Genomic DNA, 20,607 nt, shown 5'->3' with positions numbered 1-20,607 from the left:
GGCGCAGCGGCTGCCGGGGTCGGCGTTGGTCGGGTGGCAGGGCAGCGGGCACGGGGCTCTCGGGCTGTCGGGGTGCGCGACCACCGCCGTGCGGGACTACCTGATCGACGCGAGGGTTCCGTCGAACGGCACGGTCTGCCCACCCTGATCGGGCGCTGTGACGTGGCCGGTGCGGTTTGAACGGGCTGACACGGCACGAACGGGCTGCGTGGTGCGAGTGCCGAGTTCCTGTTGCGGCGGAACAATTCTCGGTCCGGCGCGGTCCGATGGAGCGCATCTCGCGAGCCGGACCTCGTCGTGCGGGCGCGCTTTCGCAGGCGTCCCCCTGGCCTGGGAACCCCTCGCATCCCAACGTACTCAGCAGGTCTGACAGAAATCGGCCCCTCGCACGGCAAAGGGAGCCTTCCGCGTGACCATGACGCGAAAAACTCCCTCGCCGAATCTTCGTGTCAGCAGCTGGAACAGCAGCCGCAGCCGGGACCCGTGCACCCGGAACAGCACCCACACGTACCCATCAGGGCCTCCCGTACTCCAAGCCGGACCTGCGCGGGACCTCCGCGCATCCCACGGTCCGCCCCGGCACCAGTGCTGGGAACCCCCCTCACCCGATCGCGACGGGACAACCACCCCTGGCGTCGCGGGCCGTGACGGAGCTACGCGCCCAGGTCCTCCAGGGCCTTCTGCGCTGCCTCCAACTCGGCGCGCAACTGCTCCACACGGGCCAACTGCTGTGCACGCGCCGCGTTCAGGACGCCCTCGACGATCTCGGCGACCTCAGGGGTCAGCAGCTTCGCGGCCTGCGCCACGGAGGCCGGCGACACGGGTGTCGGGCGGACCGTCTTGCGGGTGCCCTGCATGACCTCGACGATCCACTCGCCCTCGCCCGCCGTCATCAGCGTGACGGTGACCTCGGGGATCGCGTTCTTCGCCGACGGCTTGCGCGCGGACTTCGCAGGAGCCTGTTCCACAGGAGCGGGCTTGGGCTTGGGGGCCGCGGGTTTCACCGGCGCCTCCGGGACGTAGGGATGAATGATCTCAGTCTCGCGCGGCGGCTCCGGTGGCGCAGGGGGTGGGGTCGCCGGCTTCTTGCGCGGCGGCGGTTTCTCCAGCGTCAGCTCACCAGGGGAGAAGGACATCTCGTCCTTCGAGCCCGTGGGCCGGACCTGGATGAAATCGCCCTCGGGAGGATCGGTGAACGCCAGCAGCTTCGCCGACCTGCCCTCCTCCATGCCCACCGCCGCCGCCGTGAACCACACCAGCGGCTGGGTGCCTCCGTCCAGCTGCGAGCGCAGGCCGTCGACGTCCTCCGCCGACAACCCGCTCTTCTTCGCCATCGCGCTGCCTCCCCACCATTCGAACACCTGTGCCCCAGCATGCCCTACCGCCCCGACAATTCTGAGCACAGGGTGGCCTTCAAGATCATCACGAATCGCGCCGCCGTGGTACCACGGGGAGGACGACGAAGAGCGAGGCTCCATGCGCCGAACGCTGATCGCACTCACCGCTGTCATGACGCTGGCCGGCTGCACTGCCGAACCGCCGCCACCTCCCGCCCCGAGCACGACGACGAGCGTTCCCGGTTCCCTCGCCGACGAATGGGACGAGAAGTTCGACGCCGCACTGCGAACGCCACAACCGTGCGGCCCCACCACAGCACGAACGCAGGACTGCGCCGACTGGCTCACGATCCAGGTCGAGGTGGTGTCCGCCCTCAGCGCGGCGATCAGGGCACGCGACGACTCCAGCCGTTACTCCAGGACCCTGGCCGGCATCGTGAAGGTCTTCCAGTCACGCGAGGCCTACGAGGAGTGCGACGACGACTGCTGGAACCACGCCTGGCAGGTCAACCTCGGCACACTGGCCGTGAGGACGACGCTGAGAGCCGACGACCAGGCCCGCTGATCAGATCTCCTCGACCCTCAAGTGGTACTCGCACCCGTACTCGACCGCGTACGACAGGTCGTAGACGTGCACGATCTTGGGGCCGCCGTGCAGGTGCACGTACGTCACGGTCTGCTTCGGATCCTCCGGCGTGGACGGCAACGAGTCGACCCGGCCGTCGAGGGGACCGCCGACGTACCGCACGACATAAGGCTGTGACATCGCGACCTCCTCTCGCGTCCACTCCATTCTACGAGGTCGCCCACTGGATTCGTCCCCGATACAGCCGGTTGGCTCACGCCGGGCGGCTCGTTCCCCTGCGACGCCTGGATCAGCGCGTGGGGTCGATGAACGACATCTGGTTGTCCGCCCACCGCCGCAGGCACCCGCGCACCGCGGCCAGCGACTCGTTGTTCTTGGTGTACAACCACAACCGCTCACCGAGCGCACGTCGTGGGGTCGGACCGTGGACGGACGGCACGCCGCAGTCGTCCATCAGCTCCTGCGGGAGGTCCCAGTCCAGGCCCGCTTCGAGGGCGGCCGCGGCGAGGACGGCGACCAGACCGGCAAATCCCAGGTGTGTCCTGGCGAGCGGCTTGAGCACCTGCTCGCGGCTCACCGCGGCGAACAGCCGGACGATCTTCGACAGCACGGACACCGGGACCGGCAGCACGTCCGGGAGCGCGGGTCCGAGCGATCTCAGCGCGGCGTCGAAGTACTTGACCCGGTTCGGGACGGACTCCGGTGCGAGATCCCGGATCGCCTTCACCAGAGGACCGGGGACGTACTCGGTCCCGTCACCGGGGAGCAGTGCGTACACGAGGGTCCGCGGACGATGCCTGCGCAGGAAGCCGTCAGGCCCCACGAGACCGTGTCTCACCTCACCGAGCGCCACCTCGTAGGCGACATCCGGTTCGCGCACCATCAGTCCGGCGCCGAGCCGCAGATCCGTGTTCTGGTCACGTGTGTCCGCAGTCCGCTCGACCACCTTCCTGGCGATGGTCGCGGCGCGATGCCTCTTCCTGCTGCGCAACGCGATGAGACCGTTCTTGAGGTACACATCGCCGGTGCGGCCCAGCAGCACGAAGGCGTGTTCCAGCACCTCCACGGCCGTCCTGCGCCGGACGCTGTTGTGCTCGAGGAACGAGACGCAGAACGTGATGATGGCGAGCTCGGCCTGGATGTCGCGGGCGATCCGCGCGAACTTGAGCAGCAGCAGGACGCACTCGTCACCGCCGTCCGCACGGTTGACGTCGTACATCTGCATCGCCACCTGAGGCACGACGAAGCTCTTGCCGGAGATGATCATAGGACGCAACACGTCCACGAGTCCGCGCACGGTCGGCTCCTTGCGCAGGATGTGGCAGGCCGTGTAGTACTCCATGAACGTCCGGTGGGTGAAGCCGAACCGCCGTTCCCCGTTGCTCGACGTGCCGACCTGTGTCAGCACCCACGCTCGTGCCGCGCAGTAGTTCAGGAAGGCCTGCGCCTGCTGGTGGTAGGTCAGCGTGTCCTCGTCCTCGCGTTCCACGAGGTGGGCGACGACCAGGCGTTCCAGCTCGCGCTCCCCCGCCGCGCCCTGACCGCCCAGCGCGAAGAAGAAGTGCTGTGCCAGCTCCTGCACCAGGAACTTGGCGAGCTTCACGGACGAGCGGATCAGCGACGGGACCTGGCTCACCGAGTCCCACCGGACGAGCATCAGCTCGGCGCACTCCCGGTAGACGTCCGCGCTGTTCTCCGGGATGTAGCCCTCGCTCTGGTACAGCATGCAGAGCAACGAGAGCATCAACGGGTTCGACCGCAGATCACGCACGTGCTCGCTGTCATTGAGAAACGCCGAGCTGTGCGTTCCGTTGATGCCGCTGTGCGAATGCATCAACGAGAACCACGTGCGCACGTAGTGCGCGACCTGCGCGTCGTCGAAGTCCGGCAGCCAGTGCACCGGAAAGGCCTCGGAGTCGAGCATCGCGACCGAATAGCTCTCCTCACGGCACGTGACCACGATGCGCGTCAGGGGGAACCGCGCGGCGAAGGCCTCGATCGCGAGCACCACGGCCCGGCGCGCGGCGAGTCCTCCGACCTCGTCCAGCCCGTCGAAGACGACGAGCACGTCACCGGAGTCCAGCAGGTCGGTGAGGTGCTGCCGCGGCACCTCGCGCTGCACGAGCGGGCGCAGCTCGCCGGTCAGGATCGAGACGAAGTCGTCCTTCAGCTTCTGGTGGTGCTTGAGCTGGACCAGCAGCGGCACGACCCGGCCGTCGGCGGTCGCCGTGCGGTGGATCATCCGGCGGATGAACGTGCTCTTGCCCGCGCCGGGGTTGCCCACGACGACGAACTTCCGCGCGGTGAGCCGGCCTTCCTCGACCAGTGGTCTCGACGGGTCGGGGGGGTCCCTGCGGCGCAACGTGCGCGGGACGTAGATCTTCTCGACGGGAAAGCGGAAGTCCTCCCTCGAATGAGGCATCACCATCCGGTCGTACGCGCGCCCCATCGCGGTGCGGATCGCGACGCCGACGTCGAGGGACTCCTGCGACCTGACCGAGTCGAGCGCCAGAGCGAGCCGTTGCGCGATCGGGCGTTCCGGCCCCGTCACCGTGATCCGGATCTTGTCGCTGGGGTCGATCCTGCGGCCCGACGCCCTCGCCAGGCGGTCGATCTCCCGCCACAGACCGTGCGCGAACTCGCGCGAAACCTGGTCGTCCACCCCGACAGAGCCGACGAGCTCGTGCACGAACGCGGAGAGGAGCTCGGCCGCCTCCTTCTCCGTGCCGGTGCCGGACGGGTCGGTGTGGTGGCGGTTGCAGCACAGCTCGATCAGCGTGCGGCAGTCCCGTCCGCGCAGGTAGACCACCGTCCGGCTGCGCGTGGTCCTCGGTAGCGGCTCCTCTGACTCACGGACGATCTTCACCGCCGCGTTCGCAATGCCTGCCGCGACGGACGAGAGTGCGACCATGTAAGCAAGATCGGCACCAAACGGCCGGTCGTTACTCCTGCTTGCGGGCCCGCGACGGCTGCACCCGCATCGGCTCGCCCGGCATCTTCGGGTAGTCCGGCGGATACGGCATCTCCCCGCGAGGATCAGCCGCGTACCACTCCAGCAGCTTCTCGATCCCGAACGCCTCGGAGTCCAGAGCGGCGTGCGGATCACCGCGCTCGGCGAGGTATTTCGGCACGGTGAGCACGTCGAAGTCGTCAGGGTCCACAGTGGACAGCTCGTCCCAGGTCACCGGAGTGGAGACGGTCGCCCGCGCAGTCCCCCGCACCGACCAGGCGGAGGCGATCGTGCGGTCGCGCGCCGCCTGGTTGAAGTCGATGAACACGCGCTCGCCCCGCTCTTCCTTCCACCACGCCGAAGTGGCCAGGGAAGGCGCCCGCTTCTCCACCTCCCGCGCCAGGGCGATGACGGCGTGCCGGACGTCGACGAAGTCCCATTCCGGCCGGATCCGCACGGCGACGTGGATGCCGCGTCCGCCGGAGGTCTTCGGGTAGCCGGTCAGCCCGGCGTCGGCCAGCACCTCCCGCAGCACCGCGGCGACGCGGGCGGCGTCGGAGAAATCAGTGCCGGGCTGCGGGTCCAGGTCGATGCGCAGCTCGTCCGGGTGGTCCACGTCCGGACGGCGCACCGGCCACGGGTGGAAGTCGAACGTGCCGAGGTTCGCGGCCCACACGATGACGGCTTCGGAGGTCGGACAGATCTCGTCGGCGGGCCTGCCGGACGGGAAGCGGATCGTCACCGTCTCCACGTATGGAGGAGCGTTCTTGGGCACGCGCTTCTGGTAGAACGCCTCGCCCTCGACGCCGTCGACGAACCGCTTCAGCACCACCGGGCGGTCGCGCAGCACCGGCAGCAGCACGGGCGCCACGGTGCGGTAGTACTCGACCACCTGCCTCTTGGTGATGTTCCGCGCGGGGAAGTACGGCTTGTCCGGGTTGGACACCCGCACCAGCTGGTCACCGACCTCGAGCTCGATCGCCTTCGACTTCGCAGCAGCCACGGCTGAACACTAAAGCCCCCGCACGAACGCCGCGAGCGTCAGCTCGAAGCTGTCCCGGTCCAGCTCGGCGGCGACGCCGGGGAGCAGGTGGGCCCGGTCGAGGTGCGGGTAGCGGCCGGAGTAGTCGGCGGGGTCGGCGGAGAAGCCGCTGGAGAACGAGCTCAGCGCCGAGCCGAACACGACGTACATCAGGCCGGCGGCGATCATCGTGGCCTCGCGGCGGGACCATCCCGCGTCGACCAGGGCGCCGTGCAGGATGTCCAGGCGGCGCAGGGACTCCTCGCGACCGGCCGGGCCGTACGCCAGGAACGGCACGATGTTCGGGTGCGACGACAGCGCCGCGCGGTACGAGCGCGCGCATCGGAGCAGGCCCTCCCGCCAGTCGACGGAGAAGCCCGAGGTGTCGACGGACGACAGGATCGTCGACGCGATGTCGTTCAGGAGCTGGTCCTTGGTGCGGACGTGTCCGTAGAGCGACGCGGCCTGCACGCCCAGTGACGCGGCGAGCTTGCGCATCGACAGGCCGTCCAGGCCGTCGCGGTCGATGATGGCCAGGGCCACCGACCGGATCCGGTCGGGGCTCAGCAAAGGGGTGCTCGGCCGGGGCATGTGGGTTAACCTAACACTGTTCGGTTAATCGGGAGGGTTCGTGGATCTGACGCTTTCGGACGAACACCGGCAGCTCAGGGAGCTGGCGCGGCGTTTCACCGACGAACGCATCGTCCCGCACGCCGTGCGGTGGGACCGCGAGGAGGCCATCGACAGAGACCTCGTGCCGGCGCTGGGCGAGGTCGGGTTCCTCGGGCTCGGCATCGACGAGGAGTACGGCGGGTCGGGTGGGGACAACCTCGCCTACTGCCTGGTGCTCGAAGAGGTGGCGCGCGGCGACAGCGCCGTCCGCGGCATCATCTCCGTCTCGCTCGGGCTGGTCGCGAAGTCGATCGCGAAGCACGGCACCGAGGAGCAGAAACGGCGCTGGCTGCCGGGTCTCGCCAACGGCACCCAGGTCGGCTGCTTCGCCCTCACGGAACCCGGCACCGGCAGCGACGCCGGCAGTCTCGTCACCAAAGCCACCAAGACGGGCAACGGCTACCGCATCAGCGGCCGCAAGGTCTTCATCACCAACGGCACGTGGGCGGACGTCGCACTCGTGTTCGCCCGGACCGGCGGCCCCGGCCCGAGGGGCATCTCGGCGTTCCTGGTCCCCACGGACACTCCGGGGTTCACCGCCACCGAGATCAAGGGCAAGCTCGGCATGCGCGGTCAGGCCACCGCCGAGATCACGCTCGACGACGTCGAGGTGCCGGACGACGCCCTGCTCAGCGAGGAGGGCTTCAAGCTCGCGATGGGCGCACTCGACAAGGGGCGGATGTCCGTCGCGGCGGGCTGCGTCGGTGCCGCGAGGGGCGCCCTCGAGGCAGCCCTGCGGTACGCGAAGGAACGCGAGCAGTTCGGCAAGCCCATCGCGGGCTTCCAGCTCGTCCAGGAGCTGCTCGCGGACATGGCCGTGGAGACGGACGCCGCGCGCCTGCTCACCTGGCGCGTCGCCGACCTCGCGGACCGGGGTCAGCCGTTCGGCACCGAGGCCTCCATGGCCAAGCTCTACGCCAGCGAGGCCTCGGTCAGGGTCGCCAACAACGCCATCCAGGTCTTCGGCGGCTACGGCTACATCGACGAGTACCCGGTGGGCAAGTACCTCCGGGACGCCCGCGTCACCACCCTCTACGAGGGCACCAGCCAGATCCAGAAACTGCTCATCGGCCGCGCGCTCACGGGCGTGAACGCGTTCATCTGAGAGGAAAGCAATGGACTTCACGCTCGACGAGGAGCAGAAGGAGATCCGCGACTGGGTGCGGACCTTCGTGCGCAAGGAGATCATCCCGCTGGAGCCCGAGGTGCTGCGCCGCGAACGCGCGGGCCAGCCGGGCCTGGCGAAGGACGAGCTCAAGGCGTTGCAGGACAAGGCCAAGCAGGCCGGGTTCTTCGGTGTGCTGACGCCGCAGGAGTACGGCGGCATGGGGCTCGGCGGCATGATGACCGCGCTCATCGAGGCCGAGCTCGGGCGCAGCTTCGTCCCGTTCCGGTTCGGCGGCTACGCGGACAACATCCTGTTCCACGGCAACGAGGAGCAGAAGCAGCGCTACCTGCTGCCGACGATCTCCGGTGAACGGGTGTCGTGCTTCGCGATCACCGAGCCCGGCGCCGGCAGTGACGCCAAGGCCATCCGCACGTCCGCCGTCAAGGACGGCGACGAGTGGGTCATCAACGGCGAGAAGACGTTCATCACGCAGGGCAACGAGGCCGACTTCGTGATGGTGTTCGCGGTGACGGACAAGGAGAAGGGCGCCAACGGCGGCGTCACGTGCTTCCTCGTCGACCGCGACATGGGCTGGAAGTCCGAGCCCATCCCGACCATGGGCCAGTGGGGCCCGGCGGCGCTCGTGTTCGACAACGTCCGCGTGCCGGAGGAGAACATCCTCGGCGAGGTCGGCAAGGGCTTCACCCTGGCGATGCAGTGGATCGGCCAGGGCCGCTACCTGCTGCCCGCCCGCGCGCTCGGCAGCGTCGAACGGCTCGTGGAGATGGCGATCGAGCAGGCCAAGAACCGCGTCACGTTCGGCCAGCCCATCGCCGAGTACCAGGCCATCCAGTGGATGATCGCCGACTCCGCGGTGGAGATCGAGGCGCTGCGCTGGCTCGTGCTGCACGCCGCGTGGCTCGTCGACCAGAAGCAGGACTCGCGGCAGGCGCAGTCGATCGCGAAGCTCTACGGCGGCATCAAGGCCAACGAGATCGTCGACCGCGTCCTGCAGATCCACGGCGGCATGGGCTACACCCGCGAGCTGCCGATCGAGCGCTGGTACCGCGAGCTGCGGCTGCTGCGCATCTACGAGGGCACCGACGAGATCCAGCGCCGCACGATCGCCCGCAACCTGCTCAAGGGCCACGCGAACGTGCGGGGCACGCTGGGGTAGCCCTAGCTTGGGGCAATGCTGAACCACGACATCCTCGGCGTCGTCGAACGACAGGTCCGCACCTGGTCGGCCGGCGACGCCGAGGTGTACGCGGCGGCGGTCGGCGGCCACTCCCCCGCGTTCGCCATCCCGCTGCTGCAACGGGGCGGTCCGCAGCTGGGGCTGACCGGCGCCGACATGACCCAGGTCCTGCACGCCGAACAGTCGCTCCGGCTGCACGAAACGCTTCCCGCAAACGGGTCGGCGGTCGTCACCAAGACGGTCGAGAACATCTACGACAAGGGTTCCGGCGCTCTTGTGGTCAGCCGCTGGGAATCGGAGTACGCGACCACGCGCTCGTCGTGCTTCGTCAAGGGCGACGGCGGTTTCGGTGGCGAACGGGGTGAGACGCGGAAGTTCGAGGTGCCGGACACCGCTCCCGAGGTCAGCTTCTTCCGGACGAGCCAGGACCAGGCGTTGCGGTACCGCGAGACGGGCGACGTGAACCCGATGCACCACGATCGCGGGTTCGCCCGGCGGGCCGGGTTCGACAGGCCCATCCTGCACGGCCTGTGCACGCTCGGGATCACCGTGCGCGGCAAGGACTTCACCGAGCTGCACGCCCGGTTCACCGCTCCCGTCCTGCCCGGCGACGAACTCAGGATCGAGCACTGGCCCACCGGCGAGTTCCGCACGTTCGCCGGCGGTCGGCAGGTTCTCGTCGGGACGCTGAACGTGAAAACTGTTCGGTGAATCAATTGGTAATGGCAACGACTCACTTTGAACCAATTGACCGCCGAATACGTGATCCCTTATTGAACACAGGCGAACACGACAGGGAGTACCCGATGCGGGTCGCGTCACGCACCGTCTTCGACTTCGTCCGGCTGGACGGCACCACCGCGCCGGTCGAGACGGAGCTGATCTACCAGTTCGACGACCCGTTCGCGGTGACCATGCGGTTCCACTCCGGCGGCTCGGTGGCCACGTGGGTCATGGGCAGGGAGCTGCTCGCCGAGGGCATGACCAGGTCCACGGGTGACGGTGACGTGAGACTGAGGCCGCACTCCGGCCGCACGCTGGTGCTGGAACTGATCTCCGACCGGCAGGCGACGGTGTTCCGCTTTCCGGCGAACCCGCTGCGGAAGTTCCTGGCCGCCACCTACCGGCTCGTCCCGGCGGGTTCCGAGCGGTTCGACGCGGACGCCTTCCTGAGCACCGTTCTGCGCTGACCCGGGGTCAGCGACCCAGGCTCGTCAGCATCTGCGCGCACACGCGGGACAGGTGGCGCCGCATCACCGTGGCGGCCCTCGCCGCGTCGCCGTCCTCGACCGCCTTCACCAGTTCGTCGTGGTCGTCCATCGACGCGTGCTGGTGCGGCGGGTCGTCTTCCAGCGCACTGCGCAGGAGCACCACGCGTTGCTGCACGAGCCGCACCTGCTCGGCGATGTGCGGGCTGCGGGCCGCGTGCAGGAGCGTCTGGTGGAACGCGAGGTCCAGCCGGTACGGGAACGGCTGCCCCGCCTTGTAGTTGCGCCGGCTCTCGGCGCAGACCTCGCGCAGCCGCACCAGGTCGACGTCGGTGCGGCGGGACGCCGCCAGTTCCGCGGCGGCGCACTCGAGGGCCGTACGCAGCTCGAACAACGCCCGGACGTCATCGGCGTCGGCACCGGTCACGAACGCGCCGCGGTGCGGTACCAGCGTCAGCAGGCGCTCGGAGGCCAGGTGGCGGATGGCCTCGCGCAACGGGCCGCGGCTGATGCCGAGCTTCTGCGCCACCTCGACCTCGTTGACCCGGGAACCGGGCGGGATCTCCCCGGTCAGCACCTGCTCGCGCAGCACGTCGACGGCCTGCCCCGCGAGGCTGAGGTGCAGAGGGGGTGTCACCTTCGTCTCCTGATCTGGACGGCACCGGCGGTTCACCCGTTAAGCTAGCGAACGTGTCAACTGTCGACAGTTGGCAGTTCCCGGAGGAGGGGTGACGATGGGTCACGAGGTTCTGGCCGAGGTCTGGCGGGGCGACTTCCTGGAGTCGGTGCACCACGGCACCGTCGTCGCGACCGACGCGTCCGGCTCCCCCACCCTGTCCGTCGGACGGCCCGGCGACGTCGCGTTCCCGCGGTCGTCGAACAAGCCCCTGCAGGCCCTCGCGATGCTGCGCGGCGGTCTCGACCTCGACGGCGAGCTGCTCGCCCTCGCCTGCGCCTCGCACTCGGGCGAGGACTTCCACGTCGCGGGCGCTCTGGAGATCCTGGCGTCGGCCGGTCTGAGCGAGGACGCCCTGCAGTGCACGCCCGACCTGCCGCTCGGCGAGCAGGCCCGCGCCCACGCCCTCGCCCAGGGCCTCCAGGCCGCCCCGAAGTACATGAACTGCTCCGGCAAGCACGCCGCCATGCTCGCCACCTGCGTCGCCAACGGCTGGCCCACCGCGACCTACCTCGACCCGACGCACCCGTTGCAGGTCACCACGCGCGAGACCATCGAGGACGTGGCCGGCGAGCCCGTCGCCCAGGTCGGCGTCGACGGCTGCGGCGCCCCGATCTTCGCCATCAGCCTCACGGGCCTCGCCAGGGCGTTCGGCCGCCTGGCCAGCGCACCCGAGGGAACCCTCGAACACCGCGTGGCCGCCGCCATGAACGCCCACCCGCGGTGGGTCGGCGGCACCGGCCGCGACGTCACCGCGCTGATGAGCGCGCTGCCCGGTGTCATCGCCAAGGACGGCGCCGAGGGCGTCTACGCGGTCGGCCTGCCCACCGGTGAGGGCGTGGCGCTCAAGATCGCCGACGGGTCGTCACGCGCTCGCGCGGTCGTCGTCGTGGCCGTGCTCAAGCGGCTCGGTGTGGACGTGAGCGAACTGGAGGACCTCGCGACGGTGCCGGTCCTCGGTCACGGGCGCGCGGTCGGCGCCGTCCGGCCGTCACTCGCTGTGGCGAGCTGACGTCCGCCAACCCGGTTTCGGGACCCTCAGCCACTAAGCTGGGGGTTATGGGCGATTCGAAGGACGAGAGCGAGAAGTTCCAGGAGGAACTGATCGGCCTCGACCCGCAAGACCCGGAGACGAAGGCCTTCGCCGATCACCTCGACCGGATGAAGCGCCAGCGCCCCGGCTACACCGTCGAGGGCTACCTGGAGGGCGTCCAGGACTTCGCCGACTCGGCGAACCGCACGACCGGACACCAGCGCCTGGTCGCCGTCGTCGTCGTGGGCCTGATCCTGCTCGGCGTGATCCTCACCATCTGGTTCGCGCTCGGCGACATCCTCGCCATCATCTTCTGACCTGAACGACTCCTTATCGGGGTCTTACGGTCCCACTCGGGCGGCGGCCGCGGGAAGCCCAGCGCCGCGGACGGCGTTATAAAGAGTCATGGAACCTGTTGTCGGCACCACCCCCAAGGTCGTGCGTTCCGAAGAGGAATGGCGCGCCCAGCTGAACCCCGCCGAGTACGCGGTGCTGCGCCAGGCAGGCACCGAGCGCCCGTGGACGGGTGAGTACACCGAGACCAAGACCGAGGGCCTCTACGAGTGCCGCGCCTGCGGAGCGGAGCTCTTCCGCAGCGACACCAAGTTCGACTCGCACTGCGGCTGGCCGTCGTTCTTCTCGCCCCTGGCCGGCGAGTCGGTCATCCTGCGCGAGGACCGCGCGCTCGGGATGAAGCGCGTCGAAGTGCTCTGCGCCACATGCCACAGCCACCTCGGGCACGTTTTCGAAGGTGAGGGGTACCCCACCCCGACGGACCAGCGCTACTGCATCAACTCCGTTTCCTTGAAACTGGTTCCGTCCGAATAGGAGACTGGGCCGGAAGTCCGGTCCAGCGCGGACCGGACCGACCTGGGAGGCATCATGAACTTCTTCGGTACCGATGGCGAAGGCTCCGGCGGAGTCGACGGCGGCTCGTCGAGCTGACCGACCGGGCTCGCGGAGTGAGCACCCGGCCACGGGAAGTGACGGAAGAGGGGCAACCCTAAGGCTTCGTCAACAAGCCTTGTGAGCATGTGGCCCGGACCACACCATGAACGCCACCGAAGCATTTTCGGGGTAGTCAGGGGGTGGGTCGCATGCAGAGGCCTTGGGGGTTGTCCGGACCGGAGTTCCTTCAGCTGTACTGGATCGGGCTGGCACTGGCGGTGCTGGTCGCGATCGTCGTCCGGGTACGCGCACGGGCTGGTCGTGGTGACCAGCCCGTGCGCTCACTGGACATGGACGAGCTCGCGTACCTGGCGGGCGGCCCGAAGCGCGTGGTGGAGACCTCCCTCGCGCGGCTGCTCACCGCGGGCGAGCTCCGCACTTCCCGCCGTGGCACCGTTCAGGCCACGTCCACCACGGAGCCGCGCAACCCGGTGGACCGCGCGGTCATCGCCGACAGCCAGCGGTACATGAACCGCACGGTGAGCCTCATGATCCCGGCGGTCGCCCAGGACGAGGTCGTCACCTCCATCGGCCGGCGCCTGCAGGACATGGGTCTGGTGGCCGACCCCTCCGCGGTGAAGAGCGCGCTGCGCAAGGGATCTCTCGCGTTGTGGGTGCTGCTCGCGATCGGTGTGGTCCGCTGGGTCAACGGCATCGCGATCGACGCTCCCGTCGGCTGGCTGACGGTGCAGCTCGTGATCACGGGTCTGCTGATCCTGCTCGTCACCCGGCGCGGCAAGCACGTCCGCACCGGCAGGGGCGACCGCGCGCTCGACGAGGCGCGCAGCTCCCGCACCCGCTCGGCGACGCCGGACGAGGCCCTGTACGCCGGGGCTGCCGGGCTGGTGCTCTTCGGAGGCCTCACCGTCTACCCGGACCTCGCCGTCCGCACCTCGCTGCTCGCCGCCTCCGGATCCACCGGCGGGTACGGCGGCAGCAGTGGCTACAGCTCGTGCTCGTCCAGCTCTTCCTCGTGTTCGTCCAGTTCCTCTTCGTGTTCGAGCGGCAGCAGCTGCGGCGGGGGCGGCGGTTGTGGCGGAGGCGGTAGCTGACCGGTTTCCGGTTCTTTTCAGGTAACACCAGGAACCCGGGGGTAGATCTCACGTCGAAGGTGCACCGGCTCAGTGAGGGGAGTGCTGATGGCCAAGTCTTCGGCACCGCACCAGGTGGTCTGGACGGCGGAGGAGATCGGGTTCCTGGCACGGGGGCCGGGCAGGGCGGTGGAGGCCGCACTGGCCCGGATGATGGACGGCGGTCTCGTGCGCATCTCCCGCGAGGGCCTCGTGACCGCCGTCCACCACACCGACTACGGCGCCACGACCCCGCTTGAGGCGTACATCCTCTCCGGACTCCTCGGCGCCGCACGCCCGCTCCAGCAGCTCGTGCAGGTGTCGGCGGCAAGCCACGAGATGGGCGCGCTGCACCAGAGCCTGATCACCCGCGGGATGGTGCGTCCCCAGTGGGGCAAGCCCCGCGGCGCCATCCCCGCTCTCCGGGTATTGCTGGTGATCCTCGCGTTCGTGTCCCTGGTCGGCGTGATCGCGTTCGACGGGCGGATCATCCTGCTGACGGCGCTGTTGCTGTTCCTCGTCTTCCTGCTGCGCGTCAAGGGCCGGCTCACGCCGCAGGGCAAGAGTGTGCTGTTGTACGCGTTCAGGAACCAGCGCGGCGGCGCGCACGTCGTAGCGTTGAACGGCCTGAACCGGGGCAGGAACCGGCAGGGGAAGTCCACTTCGAACAGTGGCAGCAGCTGCACTACCACGTACGACTACTACGACCACCACAACGGCTGCGGCAGCTCGTCGAGCTGCTCCAGCAGCAGCTGCGGCAGCTCCAGCAGTTGTTCCAGCAGCAGTAGCAGCTGTTCGAGCAGCAGCTCGAGTTGTAGCAGCAGTAGCAGTAGTTGCGGCAGCAGCAGTTCCAGCGGCTGAGGGGGAACGATGGTCACACCGACGACGGCGCAGGTGGCGCAACTGCCCCCGGAGCAGATCGGCTACCTCTCCGCCGGACCGGGCAGGTCCGCCGAGACGGCGCTGGCGAGGCTGCTCGACGCCGGACTCGTCCGCGTCTCGCGCGACGGCCGCGTGTCCGCCGTGCACCAGAACAACCACGGTGCGACTTCACGGGTCGAGACGTACATCCTCGGCAAGGTCCGGACGCCGGTCTCGTTCAACAAGATCATGAAGGCCGCCGCGGACAGCTTCGAGATGCACACGCTGCACCGTCAGCTGATGGACGAGAAGCTCATGCGGCGGTCCCGTCCCCGTTTGGGCCTGTGGTGGCTCTTCCTCGTGATCGCGGGTCTGCTGTTCGTGATCAGCGTCGGGGAGCCGTCGGCTCTCTTCGGGGCCGTGGCCCTGCTGGCGATCGCCTTCTGGGCCCGCGGCCGCAGCCCGCTGACCAGGGCGGGCACCGCGGCCCTGGGGACCGTGACCGCGAGCGACAGGGTGCGCGCGGTGGCGCTGTACGGCTTCGGCGGCAGGGTCGGCGGTCAGAACGTCGGAGACCTCTTCGAGCTTCCCCGGAGCGTGGTGAGGATGATCCCGCTCAAGCGCGGCAAGTCCGCTTCCCGCAGCAACAACAACAGCAGCTGCGGTACGACCGTGTCGAGCTGCAGCAGTTGCGGGAGCGGATGCGGCAGCAGCAGTTGTGGTAGCAGTAGCGGCGGTAGTAGCTGTTCGTCCGGCAGCAGCAGTTGCGGTGGCGGGGGCTGCGGCGGTGGCGGAGGAGGCGACTGATGGCGGGGCTCAAGGACCTGGGTGTCGGCATCGGCTGGCGCTCGGAGATCGACCTGACCGTGGAACGGCTGCCCGGCGTGGACTTCGTCGAGGTCGTCGCGGAGAATCTCCACATCGGACACCTGCCGGAGTCGGTGACGCTGCTGCTGGAGCGCGGCGTCCCCGTCCTGCCCCACGCCGTGTCGCTGTCGCTGGGCGGCGCGGAGGAGGTCGACCTCGGCCGCGTCGAGCACCTGGGCGCCGTCGCCGAGGCCGTCGGCGCGCCGATGGTCAGCGACCACGTGTGCTTCGTCCGGGCAGGCGGGCTCGACTCCGGCCACCTCATGCCGGTGCCGCGCACCAGGGACGCGCTCGACGTGCTCGTGGCGAACGTCAAGCTGGCGCAGCGGAACCTGCCCGTGCCGCTGGCCCTGGAGAACGTCGCCGCCCTGCTGGAGTGGCCGGACGGCGAGCTGTCCGAGGGCGAGTTCCTGGCCGAGCTCGTCGAGCGCACCGACTGCTGGCTGCTCGTCGACGTCGCGAACCTCTACGCCAACGCCCGCAACATCGGCACCGACCCCGAACGGTTCCTCGACGAGATCCCGTTGGAGCGCTTGGCTTACGTGCACGTGGCCGGCGGTGTCGAAAACGGCGACGTCTACCACGACACGCACGCGCACGCGGTACTGCCGGAAGTGCTCGGGGTGCTCGACGAACTGTGTTCCCGCGTGAATCCGCCCGGTGTTCTGCTGGAGCGCGACGACAACTACCCGTCCGACACCGAAATCGCGTCCGAGCTGGCCGCGATCCGCGCGGTCGTGGACAAACACCGTGGCTGAAATGGGTGACGTTTCGGCCTCACGCGAAAGGCTTGCCTCTCAGCAGGCCGCGCTGCTGAACGCATTGCTCGCGAACGGGCCCGCACCGGCGGGATTCGACGAACAACGTCTCGACGTCGAACGCCGCGCGTTGCTGTCGAAACGGCGCGGCATCGTGCGGATGCTCGGCCCCGCCGTCGCCGACGAGCTCGGCGACAGGTTTCGGCCGCTCTTCGACGCGTACGCCTTCGAACACCCGCGTCGTGCGGGCTCACGGGCGCGCGAGGATGCCGCGCAGTTCGCGGAATGGTGCCGCGCTTCGGGTGAACTGGCGGACGACCGCAAGGCGCGCTGGAAGTTCTGGCGGTCGAACTGACCGGTGAGCGGCCTACCGGCCAGAATCCCCCGTTCAGCCCTGTGTGACCCCGGCCACCATCGATACGTTCGAAACGTCGGGGGACCTTTTTCGCATTGCCTTCGCTTTGCCGCGGAAGGCCTTCCGGCCTGCGCGGACCACAGCGCGCAGCAAATTCGAACCACGAGGGGATTCGAATGCGCGGAAAATCGAAGGTGCTGGGCGCCGCCTTCACGGCGCTCGCACTGACAGCGGTACCGGCCGCGGTCGCGACGGCCGCACCACCGGCCTCCGCACCGCAGAAGGCGATCGACGAGGTCACCCTCGTCACCGGCGACAAGGTCCTCCTCGGACCGGGCGGGCACGTCGTCGCGGTCCAGCCCGGCGAGGGCCGCGGCGGCATGACGTTCAAGACGCACCGCGGTGCCGACGGGCGCACGACGGTCGTTCCCGAGGACGCGTTCGGGCCCCTGGCGGCGGGCCGGCTCGACCGCAGGCTCTTCGACGTCACGACGCTGCTGGAGTTCGGCTACCGGGACCGGATGCCGCTGATCGTGGACGGCCACGCCAGGCTCGGGGCGCGGACCACGGCTGACTGGGCCGCCTTGCAGGCCTCCGACGACAAGATCTGGCTCGACGGCATCCGCAAGCCGAGCCTCGACAGGTCGGTCGCGCAGATCGGCGCTCCCGCCGCCCACCAGCGGGGCATCACCGGCACGGGCGTCAAGGTCGCGATCGTCGACACCGGCGTCGACGAGAAGCACCCCGACCTGGCCGGGCAGCAGGTCGCCGAGAAGAACTTCACCACCGACCCGGACAACACCGACAACGTCGGCCACGGCACGCACGTCGGCTCGACCGTCGCGAGCCACGACGCCGAGTACGGCGGCGTCGCGCCAGGAGCCCAGCTGATCGACGCCAAGGTCTGCATCGAGTTCGGCTGCCAGGAGTCGTGGATCCTCGACGGCATGCGCTGGGCCGCCGAGCAGGGCGCCCAGGTCGTCAACATGAGCCTCGGCGGCACCGACACCCCGGACGTCGACCCGCTGGAGCAGGCGGTCGACGACCTCACGGCCCAGTACGGCACGTTGTTCGTCGTCGCGGCGGGCAACTCGGGCTCCCCCGGCACGGTCAGCTCGCCCAGCACGGCCGAGTCCGCGCTGTCGGTGGGCGCCGTCGACCGCGACGACACGATGGCGCCGTTCTCCAGCAGGGGCCCTCGCGTGGGCGACAGCGGGCTCAAGCCCGAGGTGACCGCACCGGGCGTCGGCATCGTCGCGGCGGCCGCCGGCACGAACGGCGAGCACATCGCGGGGAGCGGCACGTCCATGGCGACGCCGCACGTGGCGGGCGCCGCGGCCCTGTTGCGCCAGCAGCACCCGGAGTGGACGCCCGCGCAGCTCAAGTCGGCGCTGGCCACCACCGCCAAGCCGACGGCGGGCGTGAGCGCGTTCGACCAGGGCGCCGGGCGCATCGACGTCGCCAAGGCGATCGACCAGGTGCTGACCGCCGACGTCGTCGCGCTGAACCTCGGCCGTCACGAGTGGCCGCACGGCGACGACAAGCCGGAGACCAAGCCGATCACCTACTCCAACCCGACCGCCACGGCGATCACGCTCGACGTGAAGCTCACCGGCACCGCACCCGCGGGCATGTTCGCGCTGAGCGCCTCGAAGGTCACGGTCCCCGCCAAGGGCACCGCGTCCGTGAACGTCACCGGCGACACGCGCGTCGGCACGCAGGACGGCAGGTACACCGGCGAGGTCGTGGCGACGTCCGGCACGCACACCGTGCGCACGCTCGTCGGCGTCGACCGGGAGGTGGAGAGCTACACCCTCGTGCTCGACCTGACCGGCCGCGACGGGCAGGACCCCGGCAGCTCGCTGACGTTCGTCGACGGCCTGGACAACGGCGCGTTCCAGGTGGTCTTCGCCGAGGGCGACGCCAAGGTCCGGCTGCCCAAGGGCACCTACCTGCTCGACACCTCGGTCAGCGCGACCGAGGGCCTGGACATGTTCCTCCACCCGAACCTGAAGCTCACCGCCGACACGACCGTGGCGCTGGACGCCAGGCTGGCACGGCCGTTGTCGATCAAGGCACCGGAGGCCACCGGTGACTTCGTGGCCGGCGAGATCGGGTGGCGGCGCGTGTTCGGCGACCGGACCCTGCAGTCCACGCTGATCGCGTTCGGCGGCTTCGAGGGCATCGCGGCGACCCAGGTCGGCGGTCCGCTGCCGCCGGAGGAGCTGTCGTCGATGGTGACTCTGCACGCCAACTCCGCGGTCGACGCCGGCACGTACTTCCGGCTGGCCTACCCCGTCGCCGGCAGCCTGCCGAACGGACTGACGCGCGCACCCGAGAAGAAGGACCTGGCTCGCGTCGAGACCGTCATCGGCGGCGCCCGGCCGGGCAGCACGGCCACGAAGGGCGAGTTCCCGACGTCCGCGCACGGCCTGAGCGGCGGATCGGCGCTCTACCCGGTGCCGGCGGGCAGCAAGGCGGTCGACTACGTGACGACCGAGGACCTGCGCTGGCAGTCCATCGCCAGGGCCACCCACGCCGGTGGCGCCCTGGAACAGGCCATCTCCGGGTACCGCGCGTACGAGGCGGGGAGGACCTACCAGGAGAAGGAGCTCCAGCCGGTCTTCTCACCGGGCCTGCCCGAGTCGCCGTACCCGTTCGCCCAGCGCAGCGGCGCCGAGATGTTCATCGGCGTCCCGTTGCTGAGCGACGCGAGCAACGGCACAGGGGCTTCCACTGTGGACAGTGCGCGCACCGCCCTGTACCGCAACGGCGTGCTGCTCGGCGAGACCACCTCGACGAGCGGGGTGTTCCCGAACGTGCCGCTGCCGCAGGGCGACTTCCGCGCCGAGGTCAGCCTCGACCGGAGCTCTCAGTTCGAGTTCAGCACCGAGGTGTCGGCGGTGTGGACGTTCAAGTCGAAGGGAACGCCGGACCAGACCGACACCCTGCCGCTGTCGGTCGTGCGGTTCGCGCCGAAGCTCGACGCGAACGGCGCGGTGCCCGCGGGGACGTTGCAGCGCATCGGGCTGCTCACGCAGTCGCAGGGCGACACGGGCAAGGTGCGCATCACCGGTGTCGAGTACTCGCACGACGACGGCAAGTCGTGGCGCCGTGCGGGTGTCGTCGGCACCAGCGCACTCGTCCACAACCCGGCGAACGCGCGGTGGACCTCGTTGAGGGCCACCGCGACGGACGCCAGGGGCAACACCGGTGAGGTGACGGTGATCAGGGCCTACCGGGTCACGGCAGGTTCGTAACCAGCTCGGCCGCCGGGACGCGGGTGCCCGTGTAGAAGGGGATTTCCTCTCGCACGTGCAGCCGCGCCTCGGTGCCGCGCAGGTGGCGCATGAGGTCGACGATGCGGTGCAGCTCGTCCGCCTCGAACGCGAGCAGCCACTCGTAGTCGCCGAGCGCGAACGACGCGACGGTGTTCGCGCGCACGTCCGGGAAGTCGCGGGCCTCCTTGCCGTGGTCCGCCAGCATCTTGCGGCGGTCCTCCTCCGGCAGCAGGTACCACTCGTAGGACCGCACGAACGGGTACACGCAGATGTACTTGCGCGCCTCCTCGCCCGCGAGGAACGCGGGGATGTGGCTGCGGTTGAACTCGGCCGGGCGGTGCAGGGCGACCTGCGACCAGACCGGCGTCGAGACCTTGCCGAGCGGGGTGCGGCGGAAGCCGGTGTAGGCGGCCTGCACCTGCTCGATCTCCTCGGCGTGCCACCAGATCATGTAGTCGGCGTCGGCGCGCAGACCGGCCACGTCGTAGACGCCGCGGACGACGACGCCCTTGCCCTCCAACGCGTCCAGGTAGTTCTGGGTCTCGCTCGCGGCGGCGCTGCGGTCCTCGGGCAGCTTGCCGGGTTCGACCCGGAACACCGACCACATCGTGTAGCGGATGGTGTCGTTGAGCTCGTTGTAGTTCAGGCGTGCCATGCCTCCATCTTGGCACGGGCCCC

General features: G+C 69.5%; 22 protein-coding genes. 15 read left to right on the top strand and 7 right to left on the bottom strand.

All coding sequences use genetic code 11. The annotated features are described in order from the left end of the window. The first annotated feature begins 10 nt into the window (after positions 1–10). Positions 11–148: an alpha/beta hydrolase gene (locus VM306_RS00715; protein ID WP_325510213.1), complete on the top strand. Its 138-nt coding sequence runs from the start codon at positions 11–13 to the stop codon at positions 146–148. 505 nt (positions 149–653) lie between these two features. Here VM306_RS00715 and VM306_RS00710 read toward each other — a convergent pair. Beyond that, on the bottom strand, positions 654–1,334 hold the full coding sequence (locus tag VM306_RS00710; protein ID WP_325510211.1) for a DUF6319 family protein: 681 nt from the start codon (positions 1,332–1,334) through the stop codon (positions 654–656). Positions 1,335–1,476: 142 nt separating this feature from the next. On the opposite strand from VM306_RS00710, the gene VM306_RS00705 reads away from it, so the two are divergent. Further along, positions 1,477–1,902, top strand: coding sequence for a hypothetical protein (locus tag VM306_RS00705; protein WP_325510209.1), 426 nt, complete (start codon positions 1,477–1,479; stop codon positions 1,900–1,902). Here the strand turns inward: VM306_RS00705 and VM306_RS00700 are convergent, their stop codons facing one another. From VM306_RS00700 to VM306_RS00685, 4 genes are all read right to left on the bottom strand, one after another. Further along, complete coding sequence (locus VM306_RS00700; RefSeq protein ID WP_325510207.1) at positions 1,903–2,103, bottom strand: hypothetical protein; 201 nt, start codon at positions 2,101–2,103, stop codon at positions 1,903–1,905. A 109-nt stretch (positions 2,104–2,212) separates the two neighbouring features. Beyond that, on the bottom strand, positions 2,213–4,834 hold the full coding sequence (locus VM306_RS00695) for an NACHT domain-containing protein (RefSeq protein WP_325510205.1): 2,622 nt from the start codon (positions 4,832–4,834) through the stop codon (positions 2,213–2,215). Positions 4,835–4,865: 31 nt separating this feature from the next. Continuing rightward, positions 4,866–5,876, bottom strand: a complete 1,011-nt coding sequence (gene ligD / locus VM306_RS00690; protein ID WP_325510203.1) for a non-homologous end-joining DNA ligase — start codon at positions 5,874–5,876, stop codon at positions 4,866–4,868. Positions 5,877–5,885: 9 nt separating this feature from the next. Further along, positions 5,886–6,485 carry a TetR/AcrR family transcriptional regulator gene (locus tag VM306_RS00685; RefSeq protein ID WP_325510201.1) on the bottom strand — a complete coding sequence of 200 codons (600 nt, stop codon included), beginning with the start codon at positions 6,483–6,485 and terminating at the stop codon, positions 5,886–5,888. A gap of 40 nt (positions 6,486–6,525) precedes the next feature. On the opposite strand from VM306_RS00685, the gene VM306_RS00680 reads away from it, so the two are divergent. The 4 genes from VM306_RS00680 to VM306_RS00665 all read left to right on the top strand — a co-directional run bounded on the left by VM306_RS00680 (position 6,526) and on the right by VM306_RS00665 (position 10,062). Next, positions 6,526–7,671 (top strand): acyl-CoA dehydrogenase family protein, encoded by a 1,146-nt coding sequence (locus tag VM306_RS00680; protein ID WP_325510199.1) that lies wholly within the window; start codon positions 6,526–6,528, stop codon positions 7,669–7,671. Positions 7,672–7,681: 10 nt separating this feature from the next. Beyond that, positions 7,682–8,851: an acyl-CoA dehydrogenase family protein gene (locus VM306_RS00675; RefSeq protein WP_325510197.1), complete on the top strand. Its 1,170-nt coding sequence runs from the start codon at positions 7,682–7,684 to the stop codon at positions 8,849–8,851. 15 nt (positions 8,852–8,866) lie between these two features. Next, on the top strand, positions 8,867–9,583 hold the full coding sequence (locus VM306_RS00670; protein WP_325510195.1) for a MaoC/PaaZ C-terminal domain-containing protein: 717 nt from the start codon (positions 8,867–8,869) through the stop codon (positions 9,581–9,583). Positions 9,584–9,678: 95 nt separating this feature from the next. Continuing rightward, positions 9,679–10,062, top strand: coding sequence for an SsgA family sporulation/cell division regulator (locus VM306_RS00665; RefSeq protein ID WP_325510193.1), 384 nt, complete (start codon positions 9,679–9,681; stop codon positions 10,060–10,062). A gap of 7 nt (positions 10,063–10,069) precedes the next feature. Here VM306_RS00665 and VM306_RS00660 read toward each other — a convergent pair whose 3' ends face one another. Then, entirely contained in the window at positions 10,070–10,717 is a 648-nt protein-coding gene (locus VM306_RS00660; protein WP_325510191.1) for a GntR family transcriptional regulator, read from the bottom strand. A 97-nt stretch (positions 10,718–10,814) separates the two neighbouring features. Here VM306_RS00660 and VM306_RS00655 point away from each other — a divergent pair, with 97 nt between their 5' ends. From VM306_RS00655 to VM306_RS00615, 9 genes are all read left to right on the top strand, one after another. Next, positions 10,815–11,768 (top strand): asparaginase, encoded by a 954-nt coding sequence (locus VM306_RS00655; protein WP_325510189.1) that lies wholly within the window; start codon positions 10,815–10,817, stop codon positions 11,766–11,768. 47 nt (positions 11,769–11,815) lie between these two features. Continuing rightward, positions 11,816–12,106 (top strand): hypothetical protein, encoded by a 291-nt coding sequence (locus tag VM306_RS00650; protein WP_325510187.1) that lies wholly within the window; start codon positions 11,816–11,818, stop codon positions 12,104–12,106. Between the two features lie 88 nt (positions 12,107–12,194). Next, positions 12,195–12,617, top strand: a complete 423-nt coding sequence (msrB, locus tag VM306_RS00645) for a peptide-methionine (R)-S-oxide reductase MsrB (RefSeq protein ID WP_325510185.1) — start codon at positions 12,195–12,197, stop codon at positions 12,615–12,617. Positions 12,618–12,886: 269 nt separating this feature from the next. Continuing rightward, positions 12,887–13,789 (top strand): TIGR04222 domain-containing membrane protein, encoded by a 903-nt coding sequence (locus tag VM306_RS00640; RefSeq protein WP_325510183.1) that lies wholly within the window; start codon positions 12,887–12,889, stop codon positions 13,787–13,789. Between the two features lie 87 nt (positions 13,790–13,876). Beyond that, the gene (locus VM306_RS00635; protein WP_325510181.1) at positions 13,877–14,668 is read left to right on the top strand and encodes a TIGR04222 domain-containing membrane protein; all 792 of its coding nucleotides are present in this window, start codon (positions 13,877–13,879) and stop codon (positions 14,666–14,668) included. Positions 14,669–14,677: 9 nt separating this feature from the next. Next, positions 14,678–15,475 carry a TIGR04222 domain-containing membrane protein gene (locus VM306_RS00630; RefSeq protein ID WP_325510179.1) on the top strand — a complete coding sequence of 266 codons (798 nt, stop codon included), beginning with the start codon at positions 14,678–14,680 and terminating at the stop codon, positions 15,473–15,475. Continuing rightward, on the top strand, positions 15,475–16,293 hold the full coding sequence (locus VM306_RS00625; protein ID WP_325510177.1) for a DUF692 domain-containing protein: 819 nt from the start codon (positions 15,475–15,477) through the stop codon (positions 16,291–16,293). The genes VM306_RS00630 and VM306_RS00625 overlap by 1 nt, the downstream gene beginning before the upstream one ends. Before the next feature lies 1 nt (position 16,294). Next, positions 16,295–16,648, top strand: a complete 354-nt coding sequence (locus tag VM306_RS00620) for a hypothetical protein (protein ID WP_325510175.1) — start codon at positions 16,295–16,297, stop codon at positions 16,646–16,648. A gap of 176 nt (positions 16,649–16,824) precedes the next feature. Next, positions 16,825–19,908: a S8 family peptidase gene (locus VM306_RS00615; RefSeq protein WP_325510173.1), complete on the top strand. Its 3,084-nt coding sequence runs from the start codon at positions 16,825–16,827 to the stop codon at positions 19,906–19,908. Here the strand turns inward: VM306_RS00615 and hemQ are convergent. After that, positions 19,892–20,584, bottom strand: a complete 693-nt coding sequence (hemQ, locus tag VM306_RS00610; protein WP_065913290.1) for a hydrogen peroxide-dependent heme synthase — start codon at positions 20,582–20,584, stop codon at positions 19,892–19,894. The genes VM306_RS00615 and hemQ overlap by 17 nt on opposite strands. Between the last annotated feature and the right edge of the window lie 23 nt (positions 20,585–20,607).

It is taken from the genome of Lentzea sp. (assembly GCF_035525475.1).
Classification (GTDB): Bacteria; Actinomycetota; Actinomycetes; order Mycobacteriales; family Pseudonocardiaceae; genus Lentzea.
The sequence above is the reverse complement of the archived record's forward strand: the minus strand, read 5'-3'. Positions and strand labels throughout refer to the sequence as shown.

Coding starts and splice junctions, on each gene's coding strand:
- hemQ (WP_065913290.1), bottom strand. CDS start 20,584: ATGGCACGCCTGAACTACAACGAGCTCAACGACACCATCCGCTACACG.
- VM306_RS00685 (WP_325510201.1), bottom strand. CDS start 6,485: ATGCCCCGGCCGAGCACCCCTTTGCTGAGCCCCGACCGGATCCGGTCG.
- VM306_RS00695 (WP_325510205.1), bottom strand. CDS start 4,834: ATGGTCGCACTCTCGTCCGTCGCGGCAGGCATTGCGAACGCGGCGGTG.
- VM306_RS00615 (WP_325510173.1), top strand. CDS start 16,825: ATGCGCGGAAAATCGAAGGTGCTGGGCGCCGCCTTCACGGCGCTCGCA.
- VM306_RS00675 (WP_325510197.1), top strand. CDS start 7,682: ATGGACTTCACGCTCGACGAGGAGCAGAAGGAGATCCGCGACTGGGTG.
- msrB (WP_325510185.1), top strand. CDS start 12,195: ATGGAACCTGTTGTCGGCACCACCCCCAAGGTCGTGCGTTCCGAAGAG.
- VM306_RS00630 (WP_325510179.1), top strand. CDS start 14,678: ATGGTCACACCGACGACGGCGCAGGTGGCGCAACTGCCCCCGGAGCAG.
- VM306_RS00655 (WP_325510189.1), top strand. CDS start 10,815: ATGGGTCACGAGGTTCTGGCCGAGGTCTGGCGGGGCGACTTCCTGGAG.
- VM306_RS00700 (WP_325510207.1), bottom strand. CDS start 2,103: ATGTCACAGCCTTATGTCGTGCGGTACGTCGGCGGTCCCCTCGACGGC.
- VM306_RS00620 (WP_325510175.1), top strand. CDS start 16,295: ATGGGTGACGTTTCGGCCTCACGCGAAAGGCTTGCCTCTCAGCAGGCC.
- VM306_RS00635 (WP_325510181.1), top strand. CDS start 13,877: ATGGCCAAGTCTTCGGCACCGCACCAGGTGGTCTGGACGGCGGAGGAG.
- VM306_RS00640 (WP_325510183.1), top strand. CDS start 12,887: ATGCAGAGGCCTTGGGGGTTGTCCGGACCGGAGTTCCTTCAGCTGTAC.
- VM306_RS00665 (WP_325510193.1), top strand. CDS start 9,679: ATGCGGGTCGCGTCACGCACCGTCTTCGACTTCGTCCGGCTGGACGGC.
- VM306_RS00710 (WP_325510211.1), bottom strand. CDS start 1,334: ATGGCGAAGAAGAGCGGGTTGTCGGCGGAGGACGTCGACGGCCTGCGC.
- VM306_RS00625 (WP_325510177.1), top strand. CDS start 15,475: ATGGCGGGGCTCAAGGACCTGGGTGTCGGCATCGGCTGGCGCTCGGAG.
- VM306_RS00670 (WP_325510195.1), top strand. CDS start 8,867: ATGCTGAACCACGACATCCTCGGCGTCGTCGAACGACAGGTCCGCACC.
- VM306_RS00650 (WP_325510187.1), top strand. CDS start 11,816: ATGGGCGATTCGAAGGACGAGAGCGAGAAGTTCCAGGAGGAACTGATC.
- VM306_RS00705 (WP_325510209.1), top strand. CDS start 1,477: ATGCGCCGAACGCTGATCGCACTCACCGCTGTCATGACGCTGGCCGGC.